General features: G+C 43.2%; 17 protein-coding genes. 10 read left to right on the forward strand and 7 right to left on the reverse strand.

Features of this window, described 5'->3' with window-relative positions; genetic code table 11:
* Positions 1–337: 337 nt before the first annotated feature.
* A complete protein-coding gene (gene fadB, locus CXF82_RS03495; RefSeq protein WP_102038653.1) occupies positions 338–2,491 on the forward strand; it encodes a fatty acid oxidation complex subunit alpha FadB in 2,154 nt (717 codons plus the stop codon).
* Positions 2,492–2,509: 18 nt separating this feature from the next.
* The gene (fadA, locus tag CXF82_RS03500; RefSeq protein ID WP_101089016.1) at positions 2,510–3,673 is read left to right on the forward strand and encodes an acetyl-CoA C-acyltransferase FadA; all 1,164 of its coding nucleotides are present in this window, start codon (positions 2,510–2,512) and stop codon (positions 3,671–3,673) included.
* Positions 3,674–3,746: 73 nt separating this feature from the next.
* On the opposite strand, the gene CXF82_RS03505 is transcribed toward fadA, so the two are convergent.
* The 5 genes from CXF82_RS03505 to CXF82_RS03525 all read right to left on the reverse strand — a co-directional run bounded on the left by CXF82_RS03505 (position 3,747) and on the right by CXF82_RS03525 (position 8,581).
* Positions 3,747–5,078: a transglycosylase SLT domain-containing protein gene (locus CXF82_RS03505; RefSeq protein WP_101089015.1), complete on the reverse strand. Its 1,332-nt coding sequence runs from the start codon at positions 5,076–5,078 to the stop codon at positions 3,747–3,749.
* A gap of 90 nt (positions 5,079–5,168) precedes the next feature.
* Entirely contained in the window at positions 5,169–5,765 is a 597-nt protein-coding gene (locus tag CXF82_RS03510) for an LPP20 family lipoprotein (RefSeq protein WP_101089014.1), read from the reverse strand.
* Between the two features lie 9 nt (positions 5,766–5,774).
* Positions 5,775–6,815, reverse strand: a complete 1,041-nt coding sequence (locus tag CXF82_RS03515) for a hypothetical protein (protein ID WP_101089013.1) — start codon at positions 6,813–6,815, stop codon at positions 5,775–5,777.
* A gap of 32 nt (positions 6,816–6,847) precedes the next feature.
* Positions 6,848–7,816: an LPP20 family lipoprotein gene (locus CXF82_RS03520; RefSeq protein WP_102043661.1), complete on the reverse strand. Its 969-nt coding sequence runs from the start codon at positions 7,814–7,816 to the stop codon at positions 6,848–6,850.
* Between the two features lie 15 nt (positions 7,817–7,831).
* Positions 7,832–8,581, reverse strand: a complete 750-nt coding sequence (locus CXF82_RS03525; protein ID WP_101089011.1) for an ETEC_3214 domain-containing protein — start codon at positions 8,579–8,581, stop codon at positions 7,832–7,834.
* Positions 8,582–8,870: 289 nt separating this feature from the next.
* Between CXF82_RS03525 and CXF82_RS03530 the strand changes: the two genes are divergently transcribed.
* The 6 genes from CXF82_RS03530 (at position 8,871) to CXF82_RS03555 (ending at position 15,065) form a co-directional block, all read left to right on the forward strand.
* Positions 8,871–9,332, forward strand: coding sequence for a GNAT family N-acetyltransferase (locus tag CXF82_RS03530; protein ID WP_102043662.1), 462 nt, complete (start codon positions 8,871–8,873; stop codon positions 9,330–9,332).
* Positions 9,333–9,362: 30 nt separating this feature from the next.
* Positions 9,363–9,830 (forward strand): Cys-tRNA(Pro) deacylase, encoded by a 468-nt coding sequence (gene ybaK / locus CXF82_RS03535; protein ID WP_101089009.1) that lies wholly within the window; start codon positions 9,363–9,365, stop codon positions 9,828–9,830.
* A 151-nt stretch (positions 9,831–9,981) separates the two neighbouring features.
* Positions 9,982–10,227, forward strand: a complete 246-nt coding sequence (tusA, locus tag CXF82_RS03540) for a sulfurtransferase TusA (protein WP_101089008.1) — start codon at positions 9,982–9,984, stop codon at positions 10,225–10,227.
* A 36-nt stretch (positions 10,228–10,263) separates the two neighbouring features.
* Positions 10,264–10,707, forward strand: coding sequence for an MOSC domain-containing protein (locus CXF82_RS03545; protein ID WP_101089007.1), 444 nt, complete (start codon positions 10,264–10,266; stop codon positions 10,705–10,707).
* 280 nt (positions 10,708–10,987) lie between these two features.
* On the forward strand, positions 10,988–14,188 hold the full coding sequence (locus CXF82_RS03550) for an amidohydrolase family protein (protein WP_102043663.1): 3,201 nt from the start codon (positions 10,988–10,990) through the stop codon (positions 14,186–14,188).
* A 226-nt stretch (positions 14,189–14,414) separates the two neighbouring features.
* Positions 14,415–15,065, forward strand: coding sequence for a hypothetical protein (locus tag CXF82_RS03555; protein ID WP_102043664.1), 651 nt, complete (start codon positions 14,415–14,417; stop codon positions 15,063–15,065).
* A 7-nt stretch (positions 15,066–15,072) separates the two neighbouring features.
* Here CXF82_RS03555 and CXF82_RS03560 read toward each other — a convergent pair whose 3' ends face one another.
* Positions 15,073–15,633: a DNA-3-methyladenine glycosylase I gene (locus tag CXF82_RS03560; protein ID WP_102043665.1), complete on the reverse strand. Its 561-nt coding sequence runs from the start codon at positions 15,631–15,633 to the stop codon at positions 15,073–15,075.
* Between the two features lie 117 nt (positions 15,634–15,750).
* On the opposite strand from CXF82_RS03560, the gene glyQ reads away from it, so the two are divergent.
* Positions 15,751–16,656, forward strand: a complete 906-nt coding sequence (gene glyQ, locus CXF82_RS03565) for a glycine--tRNA ligase subunit alpha (RefSeq protein WP_101089171.1) — start codon at positions 15,751–15,753, stop codon at positions 16,654–16,656.
* Between the two features lie 11 nt (positions 16,657–16,667).
* The gene (gene glyS / locus CXF82_RS03570; protein ID WP_102043666.1) at positions 16,668–18,737 is read left to right on the forward strand and encodes a glycine--tRNA ligase subunit beta; all 2,070 of its coding nucleotides are present in this window, start codon (positions 16,668–16,670) and stop codon (positions 18,735–18,737) included.
* A gap of 81 nt (positions 18,738–18,818) precedes the next feature.
* On the opposite strand, the gene CXF82_RS03575 is transcribed toward glyS, so the two are convergent.
* A complete protein-coding gene (locus CXF82_RS03575) occupies positions 18,819–19,859 on the reverse strand; it encodes an HDOD domain-containing protein (RefSeq protein WP_102043667.1) in 1,041 nt (346 codons plus the stop codon).
* Between the last annotated feature and the right edge of the window lie 67 nt (positions 19,860–19,926).

Below are 19,926 nucleotides of genomic sequence, written 5' to 3' on the forward strand. Positions count from 1 at the left end.
GAGTGATTTACAAATGAGAAAGCGTACACCCTAGTTTATTTAATATAAAAATTTAGCACTTCAAACATTTAATGCCTATTTTAACACTATAGTTTTAGGTTAAAACAAGAGGCACACACAAAACAATCACATTAAACCACTGATATAAAACCATTAATGGTAACGCACAAGCAAAAACAAAACGGTCGTTTAAATTGGGTGTTGTAATTTAATGTGATTAGTCGCACACTGAGCAACAACTGGTCAAATGATGGCCGAAGCTGCTGTGAAGAAGAGAGTTATATTTACTCACAAAAGTAAGAGTGGATATTTAACTTAAGCTATAAGGAAGCAAGCAATGATCTACCAAAGCCCTACAATTGAGGTTGAGTTACTTGAGGACAATATCGCTCATTTGTGTTTTAACGCACAAGGTTCGGTCAATAAGTTCGATAGAGAAACCATCGACTCTTTAAATGCTGCACTCGACAGCATTAAGCAAAATAACAATATCAAAGGTTTAATGCTAACGTCAGCAAAATCTGCATTTATTGTTGGTGCTGACATTACTGAATTCTTGGGGCTTTTTGCTGAAGAAGATTCAGTACTACTGTCTTGGTTGGAAGAAGCTAATGTTGTTTTCAACAAATTGGAAGATCTGCCTTTCCCGACGATTTCAGCCATTAATGGATTTGCACTCGGCGCTGGATGTGAAACCATTCTAGCCACCGATTTCCGTGTTGCAGACACCACCGCTCGCATTGGTCTACCAGAAACTAAGCTAGGCATCATTCCAGGTTTTGGCGGCACTGTTCGCTTACCTCGCGTAGTCGGCGCAGACAATGCCCTTGAGTGGATCACGTCAGGCAAAGATCAACGACCAGACGCCGCATTAAAAATGGGTGCTATCGATGCGCTTGTCGCACCAGAAAAGCTGCAAAGTGCAGCACTTAGAATGTTGAAAGATGCCATAGCAGAAAAGCTCGATTGGCAGACGCGCCGAGCTAGAAAGCTAGCGCCACTAACACTGCCAAAACTTGAAGCGATGATGTCATTTGCAACCGCTAAAGGCATGGTCTTTAAAGTTGCAGGAAAACACTACCCAGCACCAATGGCTGTCGTCAGTGTTATCGAGCAAGCGGCACAATGCGATCGCGCTGCGGCACTAAAAATTGAACATCAAGCCTTCGTGAAACTGGCTAAAACCGAAGTAGCTCAAGCACTGATTGGTATTTTCCTAAACGACCAGTTGGTTAAAGGTAAAGCCAAGAAAGCAGGCAAACTTGCTAAGAAAGTTAATTCAGCCGCAGTATTAGGGGCTGGGATCATGGGCGGGGGTATTGCTTACCAGAGTGCAAGTAAAGGCACCCCAATTGTGATGAAAGATATTGCGCAACCTGCGCTAGATTTAGGCCTTAACGAAGCATCTAAACTGCTAACCGCACAAGTTAAACGTGGTCGTTCTACCCCTGCTAAAATGGCAGTGGTACTCAATAACATCACCCCAACGCTGGATTACGCTCCCGTTAAAGCGGTTGATATTATTGTTGAAGCCGTTGTTGAGCATCCAAAAGTTAAATCGATGGTGCTAGCAGAAGTTGAGCAGCATGTTAGTGAAGATACGATCATCACTTCAAATACCTCGACTATCTCAATCAACCTGCTTGCTAAGAGCCTTAAAAAGCCTGAGCGCTTCTGTGGGATGCACTTCTTTAACCCAGTGCACAAAATGCCTTTAGTAGAAATTATTCGCGGCGAAAACAGCTCTGAAGAAACGATTGCTTCCGTTGTTGCTTACGCCAGCAAGATGGGTAAAACCCCTATCGTTGTTAACGACTGCCCTGGTTTCTTCGTTAACCGTGTATTGTTTCCATATTTTGCAGGCTTCAGTGGCCTACTCGCTGATGGCGCAGACTTTGCGGCTATCGATAAAGTGATGGAGAAGCAGTTTGGCTGGCCTATGGGTCCTGCATACTTACTTGATGTTGTTGGCCTTGATACGGGTCACCATGCTCAAGCCGTTATGGCGGAAGGTTTCCCAGAGCGTATGGGTAAAACAGGTAAAGATGCCATTGACGTTATGTTTGAAGCCCAGCGTTTTGGTCAGAAGAACAACAAAGGCTTCTACCAATATTCAGTTGACCGTCGCGGTAAGCCAAAGAAAGATTTAGACCCAACGAGCTATGCGTTACTGCAAGCTGAGTTTGGTGAGAAGAAAGCATTTGAGTCAGATGAGATCATCGCTCGTACAATGATCCCAATGATTATCGAGACAGTACGCTGTCTTGAAGAAGGTATTATCGCTTCGCCTGCTGAAGCGGATATGGGCTTAGTTTATGGCCTTGGTTTCCCACCATTTAGAGGCGGTGTATTCCGTTACCTAGATACTATGGGTGTCGCTAACTTTGTCGCTCTCGCTGACAAATATGCTCACCTAGGTGGCCTATATCAAGTAACCGACACTATGCGTGAACTCGCCGCCAACAATGGCAGCTACTACCAGCAGGCTTAAGCAGCAAGGATTAGAACAATGAAAAATGCCGTAATCGTAGATTGCATTCGTACTCCAATGGGCCGCTCAAAGGCTGGTGTATTTAGAAATGTACGTGCAGAAACTCTTTCTGCTGAACTCATGAAGTCACTGCTTGAGCGTAACCCTCAGCTTGACCCGAACACCATTGAAGATGTGCTATGGGGTTGTGTACAACAAACTCTTGAGCAAGGCTTCAACATCGCACGTAACGCTGCGCTACTTGCAGGTATTCCTAAGCAAGTCGGTGCTGTTACTATTAACCGTCTGTGTGGTTCATCAATGGATGCACTTCACCAAGCTGCCCGTGCAATTATGACAGGCCAAGGCGATACGTTTATCGTCGGTGGTGTTGAGCACATGGGCCACGTACCAATGAGCCATGGAGTGGACTTCCACCCAGGTCTTGCTAATAACGTCGCTAAAGCGTCGGGTATGATGGGCCTTACCGCTGAGATGCTCGGTAAAATGCATGGCATTACCCGTGAACAGCAAGATGCATTTGCAGTACGCTCACATCAACGTGCACAAGCTGCAACGGTTGAAGGTCGCTTCGCCAATGAAATCGTTGCCATTGAAGGCCACGACGCAGACGGCGCACTGATTAAAGTTGAGCATGATGAAGTGATCCGCCCTGAAACATCAATGGAATCACTCTCTGGGCTACGCCCCGCTTTTGATCCTGTCAACGGCACAGTTACCGCAGGTACTTCATCTGCATTGTCTGATGGCGCATCTGCCATGTTGGTGATGGAAGAAGAAAAAGCCAAAGCACTCGGTTTGCCTATTCGAGCGCGTATTCGTTCGATGGCGATTGCCGGTTGTGATGCCGCTATTATGGGTTACGGCCCAGTACCTGCAACTAAGAAAGCTCTGGCTCGCGCTGGGTTGACGGTTGACGACTTAGACGTTATTGAGCTCAACGAAGCCTTTGCTGCACAGTCGCTCCCTTGCGTTAAAGAGCTAGGTTTGATGGATGTTGTCGACGAGAAGATTAACCTTAACGGCGGCGCAATTGCATTGGGTCACCCGCTAGGTTGTTCAGGCACGCGTATCTCGACGACCCTTATCAATCTAATGGAAGCAAAAGATGCAAAATATGGTCTTGCAACTATGTGTATTGGTTTAGGCCAAGGTATCGCAACCATATTTGAACGTCCGTAAGCTTTCTTCGCGGATCAAAAAAGCCAGCATTCGCTGGCTTTTTTATTGTTTCAATTATCAGCCTTAATTCAGGTTAGATCTTATTTTGATAAAGCTCAATTCGGCTACTGACCTTCTTAAGATAATGCTTAGTCTCATCATAAGGTAGATTATGTAACAAGTGCTGATAAACCTCATCTGGCGCCATCTTATTAATCACTTTAGCAGCCCTTCTGATATTTCTAGCACCATCAGCATTAAAAGCTTTCGCCACATTACCCGCGCCAGTGTTGTACGCTGCGATCATGCAATACAGTCGACTCTCGTCATTTTCAATAGACTTAAGATAACGTTTATCCAAAATATTAAGATAAGCAGCGCCTGTTTCAACATTGATGCCGGGAACATAGAGATCCCCCGAAGACATAGGTTCGCTAATTTTCCTAACGATCTGATTTACATCATAACCTGCTGTTGTAGGGACAATCTGCATTAGCCCATAAGCGGGTATCGGTGATGTGGCTTTAGGGTCGAAACTCGATTCTGAGTGAATAACCGCCATGATCAGCGCTGAAGAAATATGCCATTTTTCACCCTCCGTTTGAGCAAAATCAACCACAGCACTGGCTCGTGAGCTAAGGCCATTCTTAGGCAATTTAACCTTGTACTCAACGATCTTCTTTTCAGTCAATGTCGCCGTCTTTTGCGCTCTTTGCTTATCGTAATCATCTGCCACTGCGACGAGCCTCTCCTTGGCCACAATAATTAGCTTTTTCTTTTTCTGAATAGAAACTTGCTCAATCATATCAATAGATAAATTGTCAGCTTTAGTCAGCTGCGCCTTATCAGACTCTTTATCTATCTCTCTTAATTGCGCTTTTGTTTGTTCAATAATGACCTGTTTAGCTTCTTTTTCATTCTCTGCTGAGAATGCCACCGGCGTGATATTAACCGCGGCTATCGCTTTTGGCTCCACTGACATAATCACTTTCGACGCATTAGACGTTGGCACAGCGACAAGCAGCTCAATCTGCTTTTGTAACTCCGCTTTAGCATCTTCATCAGAGGTATTACTATCAACAAGTATCGAGATCGATACCTCATTTTTGTCATAATCAATGATTGATTTTACGGTTTGATCCGCTGAATACTCAACATTTTTGTGGCGTTCGGATACATCACCAACACCCCATTTCTTGATGATTTCGGCTCGATATTCATCAAACTCTTTTAAGTACTCGACTCGCCAATTTTCATATTCGGCCATATACGCAAAAACAAAATCTTGATATTCCTTATCCTTTTGCTCTTGAGTAAAATTCGATTTATCGATTTCAGCATCTATCTCTGCAAAGCGATCAGCCGCAAAAACTGACGGCACGCTCAACATTAAGCAGGCCATCAAACCTGTTAAACGAGTTTTCATTGTTGAATCCTTTCGTCACTACCTGAAAAGTAAAATACTTAACCTTAAGCAAGAAGGAAGCGAATCGCTTCCTTCTTTCCCTGCTAAATACTAAAGTTTTTGTAACGTTGAAAGCACTGCATCTAACTCTTCAGCCGCTTTCTTATTATTAAACTTGTTCCATAATTCAGGATCTTTCTTACTTGCTGCAGTCACAACTTTTGCGATGTTTTCATCATAAGTTGCTTTATCCATACCCACTAACGTATAAAGTCCGCCACCTGGGCTGCGCTGAGTAACAATCACTCGGCTATTAGACAAGGTTCGGCTAGTGACGTTTTTAGTGACAGATTCAAAGTACTCATTTACCTCTTCAGACACGCTTTCAGTCGTAGACACTATGTTCGCTGTCGTCGCTTGCTTAAACAGTGTATTTACATTGGACTCGAACTGCTGAGCAAGTCTTGCACGTGCATCGTTAGTGGCAACATCACGCATTATGCTTAAACCCGCTACGCTCTTCTTAGCATAACCGACAGCTCCCATCTCTATGCCTTCAGGCATTACATCGCACACCCAACGAGGTGCACTTACCGTTGGTGCATCAGGATAAAAACAGTCTATTTGTTGAACATTTTGAACGGTATCGTTACTTGAACAACCACCCAACAATCCGAGTACAGCAGTTGTAATTAATAATTTTTTCATTCTATTCCCTTAAAAACTAAATGTTTTTGACATTGATTCTGATGTTTTATGGCACAAGCTAGAAAGAAAACCCATTTCATTACAGTCATCTTCAAACTTTACTTTCACTGTATCGCCACGCTTTACTTTACCCGCCATGTCCTTATCGATCATAACCCATGCATAATCTGGTTTAATGCCGTGTTCGGCATTATTAATAACCTCACCTTCACCGTATCCGCTGGTCTCAATTTCAATTTCACCAGCATAGTTAGTCACTTTCTCATGGGTAATAAAATCAACTTCCCACTCAGGTTCTACACCGCTGCGACTTCCCATATCGATACGCACCATAGTGCCAGCATCACATTGACGCATTTCAACAACACTGGCACGTGGCGCCAATAAGTTCTTAAGATCATCGTTACGTGTCACCGCATATTTAGCCGCTTCGGCAATCATGCTATTAATTTGCTCTTGAGAGATAGGACAACGTGAGTTATTGGTATCAAAAGAGTAGGTGCTGTCGCCTGCAAATTGAATTTGGTCCAGCGTTATCATGTCAGGTAATGATACAGCGCGTGTACTAGCTTCGATTTTAGCCTCAAAGTTACACGCCGCTGCAACCATCACACGCTTATCTTTTATCGGATCGTAAGACTCATGAGCAGCACTAAATTCTCGAGAAAAATTTGCGACACCAATATCCGTAAAAATAGCAAAATCAGCAATAGGCACGCCTTCTGAGCTGTATCGACCGCTAGCTTCTGCAATCTGTAACTCTGACTTCAATTTTGTAGCTAAGCTTCGATCAACAATTGTTGACCCCGTCATATCGACTTGTTTGCTTAGTGACTGATGAAAAGAGGCTGTAATACTCTTAGCGGTGCGGGTGTCAACTTTAAGATCAGGTTCAAAAATGATGACCTTAGTGTTTGCAGTTCCCTTAACCACATGACTGCTGACAGGTAGCTCTACTCGTGTTGAAGCAGAACAAACATTAGGACCCGTTGACTTACACCCTGTAATAGCAGTTAACACGGCAACGGCAACAAAAGCTTTTTTTAACATATCAATATCCATATTTATTTATAAAAATCTTACTAAAGCCCTAAAGCTTTCCAAAAGTTCTGCTCTTTTAATTTGGCAGAGAAATGGCGTGAGGCACCTTCATTGGCGCGCTCAAAACTGGTCACTGAATTGGCGTTGGCGATGATTTCGTTACTCGCAACAACTAAATTATGACTATCTTTAAGTACAAGATTCACTTGCACTGTAGAGATGTACATATCGGAGATATGACTCTTACGCCAATCAGTATCAAGAATAAGCTGGTGGCTAAAATGACTTTTAGCACTGTCAACGACCTGAATTTTATACTTAGTTAAATAAGCCGTTATCGACTTTTTCATCCACCGATCTTGTGGATTTGCAGCTATCACGACCTTAATGCTGGAGTGCACTTCAGCCACTTTAGCTTTCAATTTAGGAATGAGATTGTTAGGTGTTTTTTCTGTTGATGAAAGAGCCGATAGCATTGATAACCTGCTGGCCATGTTGCTCTCAAGGTCACTCACATCGACATTTCTTAACCACCAAACTAATGGGTCAGTTTGCGCTAAGGTGTCCAATTCAAATTGAGCTAGTCCGTTGTAGTTTTTAACGTCCGCCATTAGCTGAGCTTTAACATTATCCTTAGCCACTTTAGCTTCAACGTAAAACGTATCACCCGCTTGCTGAGCTTTAGAAAAGGTCACGCCGTTTAGGATAACGGCCGATGTTTTGGTGTTAACACTAAAATCATTAAGTTGCTGATAATGCTCTTTACCATTGATATCATTGGCTATATTGCGACTCTGCCCACTCGATTTAACTTCAGTCCACAATTGTTGATTCAGCGCACTCATTGCCTTCTGCTTGGCTTTATCAAGAGATGTGCCTTGACCAACAGCAACTAACTCCGCAGCATTTGTCACGATAGGCTCTAAGTACCAATCAGGCGTCTTACTTGTCGACTGACAAGCAACAACCAGTGTTAGCCCCAGGAAAATAGCGCTAAGTTTTAGATTCATGTTTCGTCCTTGATATTAATCTATTTTTAAAAGTGTTTTATATTCAAAATGCGTTAATAGCCCTTCAATCATCACTTTAGGGGCGAGCTCCGTAACGGCAAAATAATTAGGCTTTAAATTTCTGCTGGCCTCTAAAGCACTGCTGACATCTTCAATGCCACGGTCCAAATCTGCATTCAATTTTTTTACAGCTGAACTGTCGTCATGGCTAAAGTTGCCATAATTCACCGAGCCAATGATTAAGTTATAAAACATCACTTTCTTGCCTAAATCATGTGATTCAGCGTAATACTCAATGTTATTTGCGTCAGAAAAGTAGCTATCTGTTTGAGTAAAATAGCTGTCTAACGGACTCGATAGTAACGCCTGCTCAGTGTAGGGAACGGAGACTTGGAAATCTGCTTTTAAACCAACAACAGCATAGCCAGATAAACGTTGATCTTTGATGGCCAGTGTTAGTTGGTATTTTTTATTACCGTAATAAAAATAAACGATACCGGTATCAGACTTAGATTTTTTGGATACGTGAGGATTGCCGAAAACACTGGTTATGTAAGCCTGAGTTTGGCCAACGTGTAGAGTCGATATTTGCTTATATTCAATATCGTTAGTCCAGTTTGCGACAAATGATTCATAAACTGCACTAAGTGCATCTTTAGTGTCATTCCACTGGCCCAGAGACAACATAATAGCAACAACTGTCAGGGCGACACTTTGTAGCTTGCTCCAGAAACTAACCTTGATTGGTTGTTCACAACTGTCCATGTAGGTGTAATCTTCCTTGAAATAACAATGATGGCTGAACACACTAGCCAATTACAATAAACATACGATATCACAACAACTTAGAGTAAGTTAAGTAAAAGGCATGTAAAAGTTATAACTTATAATAAAACAGGTGATAGCTCCCAAAATTGAGTTTTATTCATCCTTCGATCGGGTATATTGACCTGTTTTCGATATAAAAAACCATACTCTCGATCTGTTTTACTCGATACTATATAAGTAATTGTTAAATTAAAGTAGCGTTAATCACTAAAGGGGTTCAGCGTAGATGCAGCTGTATTTACTCGCAGAAAAGCCACAAGCAATACACCAGATAGCGACATGGTATAGCAATGAGTGGGGATATATTGGTGAAGGTCGTAGCGTTGGTGAGCTTGAACTAAAACTTAAAGAGTATCTTAATCACGATAAGCTACCGCTTATCATGGTGGCATTTGATAAAGGTACATTCTTCGGGGCGGCGCAACTGCGTTGTCATGAAATGGACATCTATCCACAGCGTGAACATTGGCTTGGCGGCGTTTATGTTGCACCATCATCTCGCGGTATAGGTGTAGGTAAAGCGCTCGTTGAAGCCATGATAGAGAAAGCTAAAGCGTTAGGCGTAACAAGTATTAACCTACAAACAGAAGATATCTCTGGTGGCCTTTATCGCAGCTTAGGTTGGCAAACAGTAGAACAAGTGACTTATCACGGTATTGATGTATTAGTTATGGAAAAATCACTTTAAAGTTAACTACAGTCCACACTAGGTTATAAAATGACGCCAGCCATAGACTTGCTCGTTAAGCACAATATTACACATCAAGTTCATGAGTATAAACATGACCCTGCATGCCAAGCATATGGGTTAGAAGCAGCTGAAAAAATCGGAGTCGAAATAGGTTTGGTCTTTAAAACCTTAGTGGTAAAGCTAGACGGCAAGCAACTTGCTGTGGCGATTATCCCAGTCGCGGATAAGCTCAGCTTAAAAGCTATCGCCAAGGCATGCAAAGCTAAAAAAGCTGTTATGGCTGAGGCTATCGAAGTTCAGCGTAGCTCTGGCTATGTATTAGGCGGCGTTAGCCCTTTAGCCCAAAAACGGCAGCTACTCACCATCATTGATAATAGCTGTGCACAATTGGTTCAAATGTACGTTAGTGGCGGACGTCGCGGGTTAGATATCGAGATAGCACCGACCGACTTACAGCAATTACTCAATGCCGATATCACCTCAATAACGGCCTAAAATAGGATTTTAATCCTTAAAGATGTTCCACGTGGAACCTAGCGTTTTCAGCAAATAAATCCAAGTTCACAAAATCTGGCGACAAGCTTGGATATACCCATCCGCTGGAGTAATATTAGCCTCTTCTGTTTAATCGTTCTGCTGAGGTAATATGAGCGACCAATTTAATACTGCACAACACCAACTCGATGCTTTAGGGCTAAGATGCCCTGAACCCGTGATGATGGTGCGTAAGTCAGTTAGACGCATGAACAATGGTGAAACTTTATTGATCATTGCTGATGATCCAGCGACGACTCGTGACATCCCTAGCTTTTGTGAATTCATGGACCACACTCTTATTGCTAGTCAAACAGAAGCAACCCCTTATCAATATTTGATAAAGAAAGGCTTATAGCCTTAATTACCTGAAACGGACATAAGGACTTTTCCGATGGCAAAGCTAATTGGTATTGCATATAAAACAGAAAAACGTGGCGAGATGATAACGGTAGAACATGCAGCCGTGACTCAAGCCAAGGGTGTTGAAAATGACATCTTTGGCCGCCCAGGTAAGCGTCAAGTGACCGTAATGTCTATCGAGCAGTGGCAACTGGCCTGTAATGAGGTTGATAAACGTCTTCCTTGGTTTACCCGCAGAGCCAATATTCTAGTCGAAGGCATTGCGTTTTCTGCAGAAGATAAAGGCAAGCAACTTGTCATCGGTGAACTCACCCTAGAGATAACAGGTGAAACAGATCCGTGTAAAAAAATGGAAATCGCCTATCCCGGTTTAGAAAAAGCACTGCAGCCAGATTGGCGCGGCGGAGTTACTTGCCGTGTAATAACTAACGCCTGTATTGCTATTAACGACACGGTTTCACTCAAATTAGCATAACAACTCATATTGTAGATAACCGCTTTAAGTAAAAACAAAGCGGTTGCCGTCCCCTTGAACACCCCACCAGATCATTCAACTCAACCTCTTCTACACAATAAAATCCTACTGGCCCATATTCTAATTTACTGCGCTGCACCGTTCAGCAGATCTTAACTAATTGAAACAGTATTTCTGTTTTACTGTTAACGAATTTATGCGATAACAGTTATCGCAGTAGACTCTACTTGTTACCAATACTGCCAACTCCTGAACAATTACAACAAAAAATAGGACAAGCATGTTAAAAAATAAGCTTACCCCTCTATATGCAGCAATTGCACTTAGCTTCAGTACCCCTATTGTCGCCGAAGAAGACAAAAAAACATGGCAAGTGAATGCACCGGCAAATGCACCACTTCAGCAAGTTAAGATTGAGGTTAATGAAGGCACTTGGATGAATGTCAGTGTCAGCCCTGACGGTCAACACATCGTATTTGATCTGCTCGGAGATATCTACCAGATACCTGTCGACGGTGGCGACGCAATACCATTAGCCAAGGGTATTGCTTGGCAGATGCAACCAGTCTATAGCCCAGATGGAAAGTATATTGCGTTTACCTCTGATGAAGATGGCGGCGACAACATTTGGGTTATGGAAGCCGACGGTAGTAACCCTCGCGCTGTCACCGAAGAAACATTCCGTCTGCTTAACAGCCCTGCATGGAGTCCTGACGGACAATACCTAGTTGCACGTAAACATTATACTGGTAGCCGCAGTTTAGGCGCTGGCGAAGTCTGGATGTACCACGTTGCGGGTGGTGAAGGCGTAAAATTAACTAAAAGACCGAATGAACAAAAAGACTTGGGCGAACCTGCATACTCGCCTGATGGCCGTTACATCTACTTTAGCCAAGACGCTACTCCAGGGAAGACCTTTCACTATTCTAAAGATTCAGTGAAGGGCATCTACAAAATCAAACGTTACGATACCCAAACGGGCGATATCGAAGTTATTATCCAAGGCACTGGCGGCGCAATCCGTCCAACTCCAAGTCCTGATGGTGAAAAGCTGGCTTATATCAAACGCGATGGCTTCCAGTCATCTCTGTATCTACTCGACTTGAAGTCAGGGAAAACAGAAAAACTTTATGGCGAGCTAGATCGTGATATGCAAGAAACCTGGGCTATTCATGGTGTATATCCTACGATGAGTTGGACCGCCGACAACGAAGAGATTGTATTCTGGGCTAACGGTAAAATTAATAAACTCGAAGTCGAGTCTAAGACAGTTAAGCAGATCCCTTTCAGTGTAAAGTCAGAACGCACAGTACAGCCTGCCGTTCGCTTTAAACAAGATCTTGATAAAGATGTCTTCGATGTGAAGATGTTGAGAATGGCGCAAGTCTCACCAGACGGTAAAAAGGTCGCTTTTGAAGCACTGGGTAAGATTTGGGTTAAAAGCCTACCAGATGGAAAAATGGAACGCTTAACCAAGCTAGACAGTGAACTTCGCGAACTATTCCCACAATGGTCTCGGGATGGCAAGCGTATTGTATTCACCACTTGGGATGACCAAGAACAAGGAACGGTGAGTCTAGCAACGGTGCGCAATAAGCGCGTAAAAGTGCTGACTAAAGAGCCAGGTAAGTATGTAGAACCTACCTTTTCACCCGATGGCGAAACCGTCGTTTATCGCAAAGCTAAAGGTGGCTATATCACCCCAAAAACTTGGTCGCAGGAAACAGGCCTTTACCAAGTTGATGTAGATGGCGATAAAAATACTAAGATCACAGCTTCGGGTTACCAACCTCAATTCGGCGCAGATAACCAACGCGTCTACTTTATGGAAAGTGACGAAACACCGCAGTTAGCATCAATCGGCTTAAACGGATTTGAAAAGCGAGTCCATTACACCAGTAAGCATGCAACTGAATTTAGAGTTTCACCAGACGGCAAGCAACTCGCTTTTGCCGAGCGCTTTAGGGTTTATGTTACCCCTTTTGCTAAGCATGGCGAAACGGTTGAAATTGGACCCAAGGCGAGTAATTTACCCGTCACTCAACTCAGTGTTCGCGCAGGCGAAAGCATTAGCTGGAACAACACTAACGACCAGATTTATTGGACGCTTGGCCCTGAACTTTACCAAGTTAAAGTCGATATTCAATATAAAGAAACTGCGACTGATGATACCAATAAGGTCGAGCCAAAGATTACCGATCTAGGCTTTACTAAAAAAGCTGATGTTCCACGTGGAACAATTGCTTTTGTTGGCGGCAACATTATCACTATGGAGAATGATGAAGTCATCGAAAATGGCACTGTTATCGTCAAAGATAACCATATTGTCAGTGTCGGTCCTGCATCTATAATCGATATTCCAAGTGATGCCAAGGTCATCGACATTAAAGGCAAGACACTAATGCCTGGTTTGTTTGACGCCCATGCACACGGAGCTCAAGGTGAAAGTGAAATTATCCCACAGCAGAACTGGGAACTTTACTCGAACTTATCTCTTGGTGTGACCGCGATTCATGATCCATCAAACGATACTACCGAAATTTTTGCCGCATCGGAGCAGCAAAAAGCAGGTAACATCGCTGGCCCACGTATTTTCTCAACCGGAACCATCTTGTATGGTGCTAATGCGCCTGGTTATACATCGCATATTGACTCACTAGATGATGCGAAATTCCACTTAGAACGCCTAAAGAAAGTCGGCGCCTTTAGCGTGAAGAGTTATAACCAACCGCGTCGTAACCAACGTCAACAAGTTATCGCCGCAGCCCGCGAACTTGAGATGATGGTCGTTCCTGAAGGCGGTAGTTTGCTGCAACATAACCTCACCATGATTGCAGATGGTCACACAGGTATTGAGCACTCTTTACCAGCGGCTAATATCTATAGCGATATAAAACAGTTCTGGAGTCAAACTGATGTGGGTTATACACCGACACTCGTTGTGGCTTATGGTGGCATCTCAGGTGAAAACTACTGGTACGACAAAACAGATGTTTGGGCTCACCCACGTCTTTCAATGTATGTCCCATCAGACATTTTGAATGCGCGTTCAATGCGTCGCCCTACTGCACCCGATGAACATTACAATCATTTCAATGTTGCACGTGTAGCCAATGAACTGAACGAAATCGGTGTTAAGTCAAATATTGGTGCTCATGGTCAGCGAGAAGGTTTAGCAGCCCATTGGGAAATGTGGATGTTCGCTCAAGGTGGAATGAGTAATCTTGAAGTGCTAAAAACAGCAACCATTAATCCGGCTAAGCACTTTGCAATGGATCATCAAATTGGTTCAATCAAGCAAGGTAAGTTGGCCGACTTGATTGTTATCGACGGCAATCCGCTTGAAGATATCCGTGTAACAGATCGCGTCACTTATACCATGGTTAACGGTAAGCTCTACAATGCGGAAACGATGGACCAGTTAAATGGCGGTTCAAAAAATAATGGGAAAGAGAGAAAACCATTCTTTTTTGAAAAATAAATTCTATTTTAAATTTTACAATCTGGCTAACTTAGCTCTGGATTTTTAGTTTCATGGAAATTTATTTTTGACACAAAAATGAATATTTTAAGCCAGTAACCAAAAAGAATGTTCCACGTGGAACATCCTTTTTTATTTAATGCCAAAAACTTCCGCTAACGGACTAATTGCTCTATGCTGCAAAACAGAGAAAGGACTTCTTTGTCAAAAATTAACGGAATAATAAATGAAAATAGTTAATGTCATAGCGCTAATATTCGCCACCATAATCGTATCGGTCATCTTTACTAACTACTTTATAAAAAAACCAACAACCACTCCAGAGTTAACGTCTATAGCCCCACTTGATTCTACAGATGTGATCAATCAAAAAATAACAGCAACTCTCGTCTCATCTAATCAACAAAGCCCAGAAGAAAACCAAAAGGTAGAAATTCAACCGATTGCAAACACAAGCATATACTCTGAGATCACTGATCATCAATCAACAGATGCCTTCTTTATTAATAGCCAAGGTACTGTAGATAGCGGAGCAATAACAAAGGTAGCGAAGAATATGAATAAATTTATTCAGCACATATCTAATCTACCTTTAGACAGTGAGCTCGCCATCAAAAGAGACAGCCAGCTCAAGCAACAGCTATTAGAACTTAAAGAGGCGAATATATTTGACCAACACCTAGCATGCGCAGGTCGAATCTGTGCCATCTCGCTAATAGCAGATGAGATATCAGCAGAAAATAAAGCTCACTTAGCTAGGTTTGACTCCAACATCAGCTTTGTAAGTTTGAATACAAATGAGTCTGGTGAAGTGGAATTTAAGGCTATCTACTTACACACTGACGACCCATCGAATTTAGTAATGACACAACCTTAGTTAAAACCTATTTTTTGTAACAAAAACAATCTATTGTGTGGTCATCGAACATACCAACGGCTTGCATGAACGCATAGCAAATTGTCGGCCCGACAAAGTTAAATCCCATTTTTCTTAGCGCTTTCGACATTGCTTCTGATTCACTAGTTTGTGTAGGGAAATCTTTACTTGAAGTAAAATGATTCACTATGGGTTCACCACCAACAAAGCTCCATAAAAACTCTGAAAAATCATTACCATGCTCTACATAAGCCATGTAGCCCTTGGCGTTTTTAATAATCGAATTCACCTTTAAACGATTGCGAACAATCCCAGGGTTAAGCAACAGTTCTTCTATTTTATCGTCATCAAAAGTAGCAATAATTGCCGGGTCAAAATGGGCAAAAGCAGCTTCGTAATTCTGTTGTTTCTTCAAAATAGTTAACCACGACAGCCCTGCTTGCTGTCCATCAAGGCAGAGTTTGGCAAACAGTTCATGGCTGTCGTATACAGGTCGACCCCACACTTTATCGTGATACTCTTGATAGATAGGATCTTTTCCGACCCAACCGCAACGTGTCACTTCCATTGTCATAATCCTATATTTTTAATCTATGAGATAAAAAATAACCTATATAAGCTTAATCCTACAAGGTATAATCGACACCATTTTCTATTTAAGCTTCCAGGCAGTAGACAAGCGGATATGACGACCAAACACGACGTAAAAACATTCCAAGGTTTCATAATGACCCTTCAGGAATACTGGGCGCAGCAAGGTTGCGCAATCGTACAACCATTGGACATGGAAGTAGGTGCTGGAACATTCCACCCTATGACCTTCTTACGAGCCTTAGGCCCAGAGCCAATGAGCTGTGCCTATGTTCAACCTAGTCGCCGCCCTACTGATGGCCGTTATGGCGACAACCCGAATCGCCTTCAACACTTCTATCAATTCCAAGTCGTGTTAAAGCCATCTCCAGATAATATTCAAGAGCTTTATCTGGGTTCGTTGGCTGCCGCAGGTGTCGACATGAACATTCATGACGTGCGCTTTGTTGAAGACAACTGGGAATCACCGACTCTAGGTGCCTGGGGTCTAGGCTGGGAAGTTTGGTTAAACGGCATGGAAGTGTCGCAATTTACTTACTTCCAGCAAGTAGGTGGATTGGAGTGTAAGCCTGTAACAGGTGAGATCACTTACGGCCTTGAACGTCTTGCAATGTACATTCAAGAAGTCGACAACGTGTACGACCTAGTATGGACAGACGGCCCATTGGGCAAAGTGATGTATGGTGATATTTTCCACCAGAACGAAGTTGAGCAATCAGCTTATAACTTTGAACATGCTAATGTTGAAGTGTTATTCAGAAATTTTGATGACTGCGAGAAAGCCTGCCAACATCTGCTAACACTTGAAAAGCCGCTACCATTACCTGCTTACGAGCAAGTCATGAAAGCCTCTCACGCATTTAATTTGCTTGATGCACGCCACGCTATTTCGGTTACTGAACGCCAGCGCTATATCTTACGCGTTCGTACCATGGCTAAGGGTGTTGCTGAAGCTTACTATCAAGCACGTGAAGCTCTTGGCTTCCCAATCGGTAAGTAGAGGAATAACTTATGAATTTTGAAAACTTACTGATTGAAGTAGGCACTGAAGAACTACCTCCAAAATCTTTGCGTAAGCTAGCTGAGTCTTTTCTTAGCAACTTTACAGATGAACTAAAAAAAGCTGAGCTTAGCTTTGAAACTGCGGTATGGCATGCAGCCCCTCGCCGTTTAGCTATCTGCATTAACCAACTTGCTTTAGCTCAGGCTGACAAAGTGGTCGAAAAACGTGGACCAGCAGTAGCGCAAGCATTCGATGCAGACGGTAACCCCACTAAAGCCGCTATGGGCTGGGCCCGTGGTAATGGCATTACTGTAGAGCAAGCTGATCGTCTTAAAACCGATAAAGGTGAATGGTTACTACATCAAGCTAAAGTGGTTGGTGTTGAAACAAAAAGCCTTATTGCCGCGATGGCACAACGCTCTTTAGACAAGCTGCCTATCCCTAAGCCTATGCGCTGGGGTAACAACACCACTCAATTTATTCGCCCAGTTCACACAGTGACGATGCTGCTTGGCAGTGATGTTGTTGAAGGTGAGTTGTTAGGTATAAAGTCGGCTCGCGTTATTCGTGGTCACCGCTTTATGGGCACACCAAGCTTCGAGCTTGATCATGCCGACAACTATCTATCAGCACTAAAAGAACAAGGTAAAGTAGAGGCCAACTATGAGGTGCGTAAAGCACTGATTAAAGCCGATGCAGAAGCAGCAGCGACTAAACTAGGTGGCGTAGCCGATCTAGAAGACGACTTACTGGAAGAGGTTACATCACTGGTTGAATGGCCAGTAGTGCTAACGGCGAGCTTCGAAGAGAAGTTCTTAGACGTGCCGGCTGAAGCCTTGGTTTACACCATGAAAGGCGACCAAAAGTACTTCCCAGTATTTGATAAAGCGGGCCAGCTAATGCCTAACTTTATCTTTGTCACCAATATCGAATCTAAAGATCCGCAGCAGATTATTGCCGGTAACGAGAAAGTGGTTCGCCCACGTCTTGCCGATGCAGAATTCTTCTTCGAAACCGATAAGAAAAACTCACTAGAGTCTCGTCTTACAAGTTTAGAAACTGTGGTATTCCAAAAGCAGCTTGGCACCATCAAGCAGCGCGTAGAACGCATATCAGCAATGGCCGGTTATATCGCCACCAGCATTGGTGCTAATAGCGAAGAAGCTGCGCGTGCAGGGCTTTTATCTAAGTCTGACTTGATGACTAACATGGTCATGGAATTCACCGATCTTCAAGGCACCATGGGTATGCATTACGCACGTCTTAATGGTGAGACTGAAGCGGTAGCCGTGGCATTATCAGAGCAATACAAGCCTAAGTTCTCAGGCGACACAGTGCCAACCGCCCCTATCTCAATTAGTGTTGCCTTGGCTGAAAAGCTAGACACCTTAGTGGGTATTTTTGGTATTGGCCAAGCACCGAAAGGCGCAGCGGATCCATTTGCACTACGTCGTGCAGCCATTGGTATTCTACGTATCTGTTTAGAAAACAACTTACCACTCGATCTTGTTGATTTGATTGCTAAAGCACAAGAGTTACATGGTGAAACGTTAACGAACGACAAGGTTGCAGAGCAAGTACTTGAGTTCTTTATGGGTCGCTTCCGTGCTTGGTACCAAGATCAAGGAGTGAGTGTAGACGTTATTCTAGCCGTATTGGCTCGTCGCCCTACCGCACCTGCAGATTTTGAAAGCCGCATTAAAGCTGTTGCTCACTTTAGAACGTTAGAGCAAGCATCAGCACTGGCTGCCGCTAACAAGCGTGTATCAAACATCTTGGCTAAAGTAGAAGGTGAACTTCCTGCGACTATCGACGCTGCACTGCTCGTTGAACCAGCAGAAAAAGCCCTCGCCACTAAGCTAAATGAACTGCAACCACAATTAGCACCGCTGTTTGCTGCGGCTAACTATCAAGAAGCGCTAGCATTACTGGCAAACCTACGTGAAAGCGTGGATACCTTCTTTGAAGATGTGATGGTGATGGATGACGATGAAGCCCTTAAGAACAACCGCCTAGCGCTACTTACTAGCCTACGTGAACAGTTCTTACATGCTGCTGATATCTCACTGCTGCAGTAATGTAATTTTGTTACTGTAACCCAATAAAAAGCCCCTTAATTAGGGGCTTTTTTGTATCTGCCCATAGGTGATAACCGCAAATTAAAACATAATAAGCTTTTGATGTAGCTCATCAAAACCGCCTCTATCAAGACCAGCTTCTAGCAACAACCGATTAAGTTGCTGCTCATTGAGCTTATCGGCTTCAAACAACATAGAGCATTCACTGATTAAGTTAGCCCGCCAAACAACTTCAGCTAAGCCACCAACAGGCTTAGAATCCACAACTGCCAAACGACCAAGCTCAGCCTCAAATACTGCTGGTAACTGCCAGTGCTGGGCAAGTAAGGCGCTTAAACTTAACGATTTCGCCGTCATAACCTGTCGAAATAAGCTTGAGCAAGGTTGCTCACCCGGATCCGCCTGCTTCAAGGCTTCTAATAGCAACTTGAAAATAGCGATTTTACCAACATCATGAATAAGCCCTAATAGAAATGCACTGTCAGCATCTTCATCAGTTAACTCGCTTGCAAGGTAAGCGACTTGCATTGAGTGACGCCAGATCTGTGAGCCAAAACGGCGAAAATAGATAGCTTTGATCTCGATACAGTCCCGCAATAACGCCGTAGTAATAAAGCGCCTTATCTGCTCTCGGCCCAGTTGCACAATAGCCAGTTGTAAACTGGTGATCTCTTTTTCACTGCGCCTAAACAAAGGAGCATTACATAGCTTTAGCACTTCAACACTCAGCACAGGGTCTTTTTCTATGAGCGCCAGTAAAACCTTAGTGTTGCTGGATTCATCTGCTAACTGTTTATCTAGCGCCGCCACTTGTGTCGGGAGTTTCAACACTCTTTCCGCAATGGCTTTCGGAGAAGACAGTGCTGCCTCTACCCGTCTAAATACGCTCTTTTCTAACTCGTTAGCCACACCATTTTGTAAGGTGCTAGGAAATAACAAACTATAAAACAGTGCTGATATATCGACAGGCGCTACAGGCAGTATGGCTGAAGGAGTATTGTTTATTGGAGGTACTGATGAGATAGCTTGAGAGTATTCTGCCTGACCGCTGAAACTTTTAGGTTTCTCAATGATCACTTTATCTCTGATATTAAACAGCTTTTTAAACGCTTTTTTGAACAATTTCGATGACCGGGAGTAATAATATCCACCACTGTTAAGGCTGTGGTAAAGACTAATATGCAATACA

This window comes from Shewanella sp. GutDb-MelDb (assembly GCF_002836075.1).
Taxonomy (GTDB): Bacteria; Pseudomonadota; Gammaproteobacteria; order Enterobacterales; family Shewanellaceae; genus Shewanella.

What these genes read in the sequence shown, in the direction of transcription:
- CXF82_RS03545 (WP_101089007.1), top strand. Translation starts at nt 10,264, where the DNA reads ATGGCAAAGCTAATTGGTATTGCATATAAAACAGAAAAACGTGGCGAG.
- CXF82_RS03510 (WP_101089014.1), bottom strand. Translation starts at nt 5,765, where the DNA reads ATGAAAAAATTATTAATTACAACTGCTGTACTCGGATTGTTGGGTGGT.
- tusA (WP_101089008.1), top strand. Translation starts at nt 9,982, where the DNA reads ATGAGCGACCAATTTAATACTGCACAACACCAACTCGATGCTTTAGGG.
- ybaK (WP_101089009.1), top strand. Translation starts at nt 9,363, where the DNA reads ATGACGCCAGCCATAGACTTGCTCGTTAAGCACAATATTACACATCAA.
- CXF82_RS03505 (WP_101089015.1), bottom strand. Translation starts at nt 5,078, where the DNA reads ATGAAAACTCGTTTAACAGGTTTGATGGCCTGCTTAATGTTGAGCGTG.
- fadA (WP_101089016.1), top strand. Translation starts at nt 2,510, where the DNA reads ATGAAAAATGCCGTAATCGTAGATTGCATTCGTACTCCAATGGGCCGC.
- glyS (WP_102043666.1), top strand. Translation starts at nt 16,668, where the DNA reads ATGAATTTTGAAAACTTACTGATTGAAGTAGGCACTGAAGAACTACCT.
- CXF82_RS03520 (WP_102043661.1), bottom strand. Translation starts at nt 7,816, where the DNA reads ATGAATCTAAAACTTAGCGCTATTTTCCTGGGGCTAACACTGGTTGTT.
- CXF82_RS03530 (WP_102043662.1), top strand. Translation starts at nt 8,871, where the DNA reads ATGCAGCTGTATTTACTCGCAGAAAAGCCACAAGCAATACACCAGATA.
- CXF82_RS03515 (WP_101089013.1), bottom strand. Translation starts at nt 6,815, where the DNA reads ATGTTAAAAAAAGCTTTTGTTGCCGTTGCCGTGTTAACTGCTATTACA.
- fadB (WP_102038653.1), top strand. Translation starts at nt 338, where the DNA reads ATGATCTACCAAAGCCCTACAATTGAGGTTGAGTTACTTGAGGACAAT.
- CXF82_RS03560 (WP_102043665.1), bottom strand. Translation starts at nt 15,633, where the DNA reads ATGGAAGTGACACGTTGCGGTTGGGTCGGAAAAGATCCTATCTATCAA.
- CXF82_RS03550 (WP_102043663.1), top strand. Translation starts at nt 10,988, where the DNA reads ATGTTAAAAAATAAGCTTACCCCTCTATATGCAGCAATTGCACTTAGC.
- CXF82_RS03525 (WP_101089011.1), bottom strand. Translation starts at nt 8,581, where the DNA reads ATGGACAGTTGTGAACAACCAATCAAGGTTAGTTTCTGGAGCAAGCTA.
- CXF82_RS03555 (WP_102043664.1), top strand. Translation starts at nt 14,415, where the DNA reads ATGAAAATAGTTAATGTCATAGCGCTAATATTCGCCACCATAATCGTA.
- glyQ (WP_101089171.1), top strand. Translation starts at nt 15,751, where the DNA reads ATGACGACCAAACACGACGTAAAAACATTCCAAGGTTTCATAATGACC.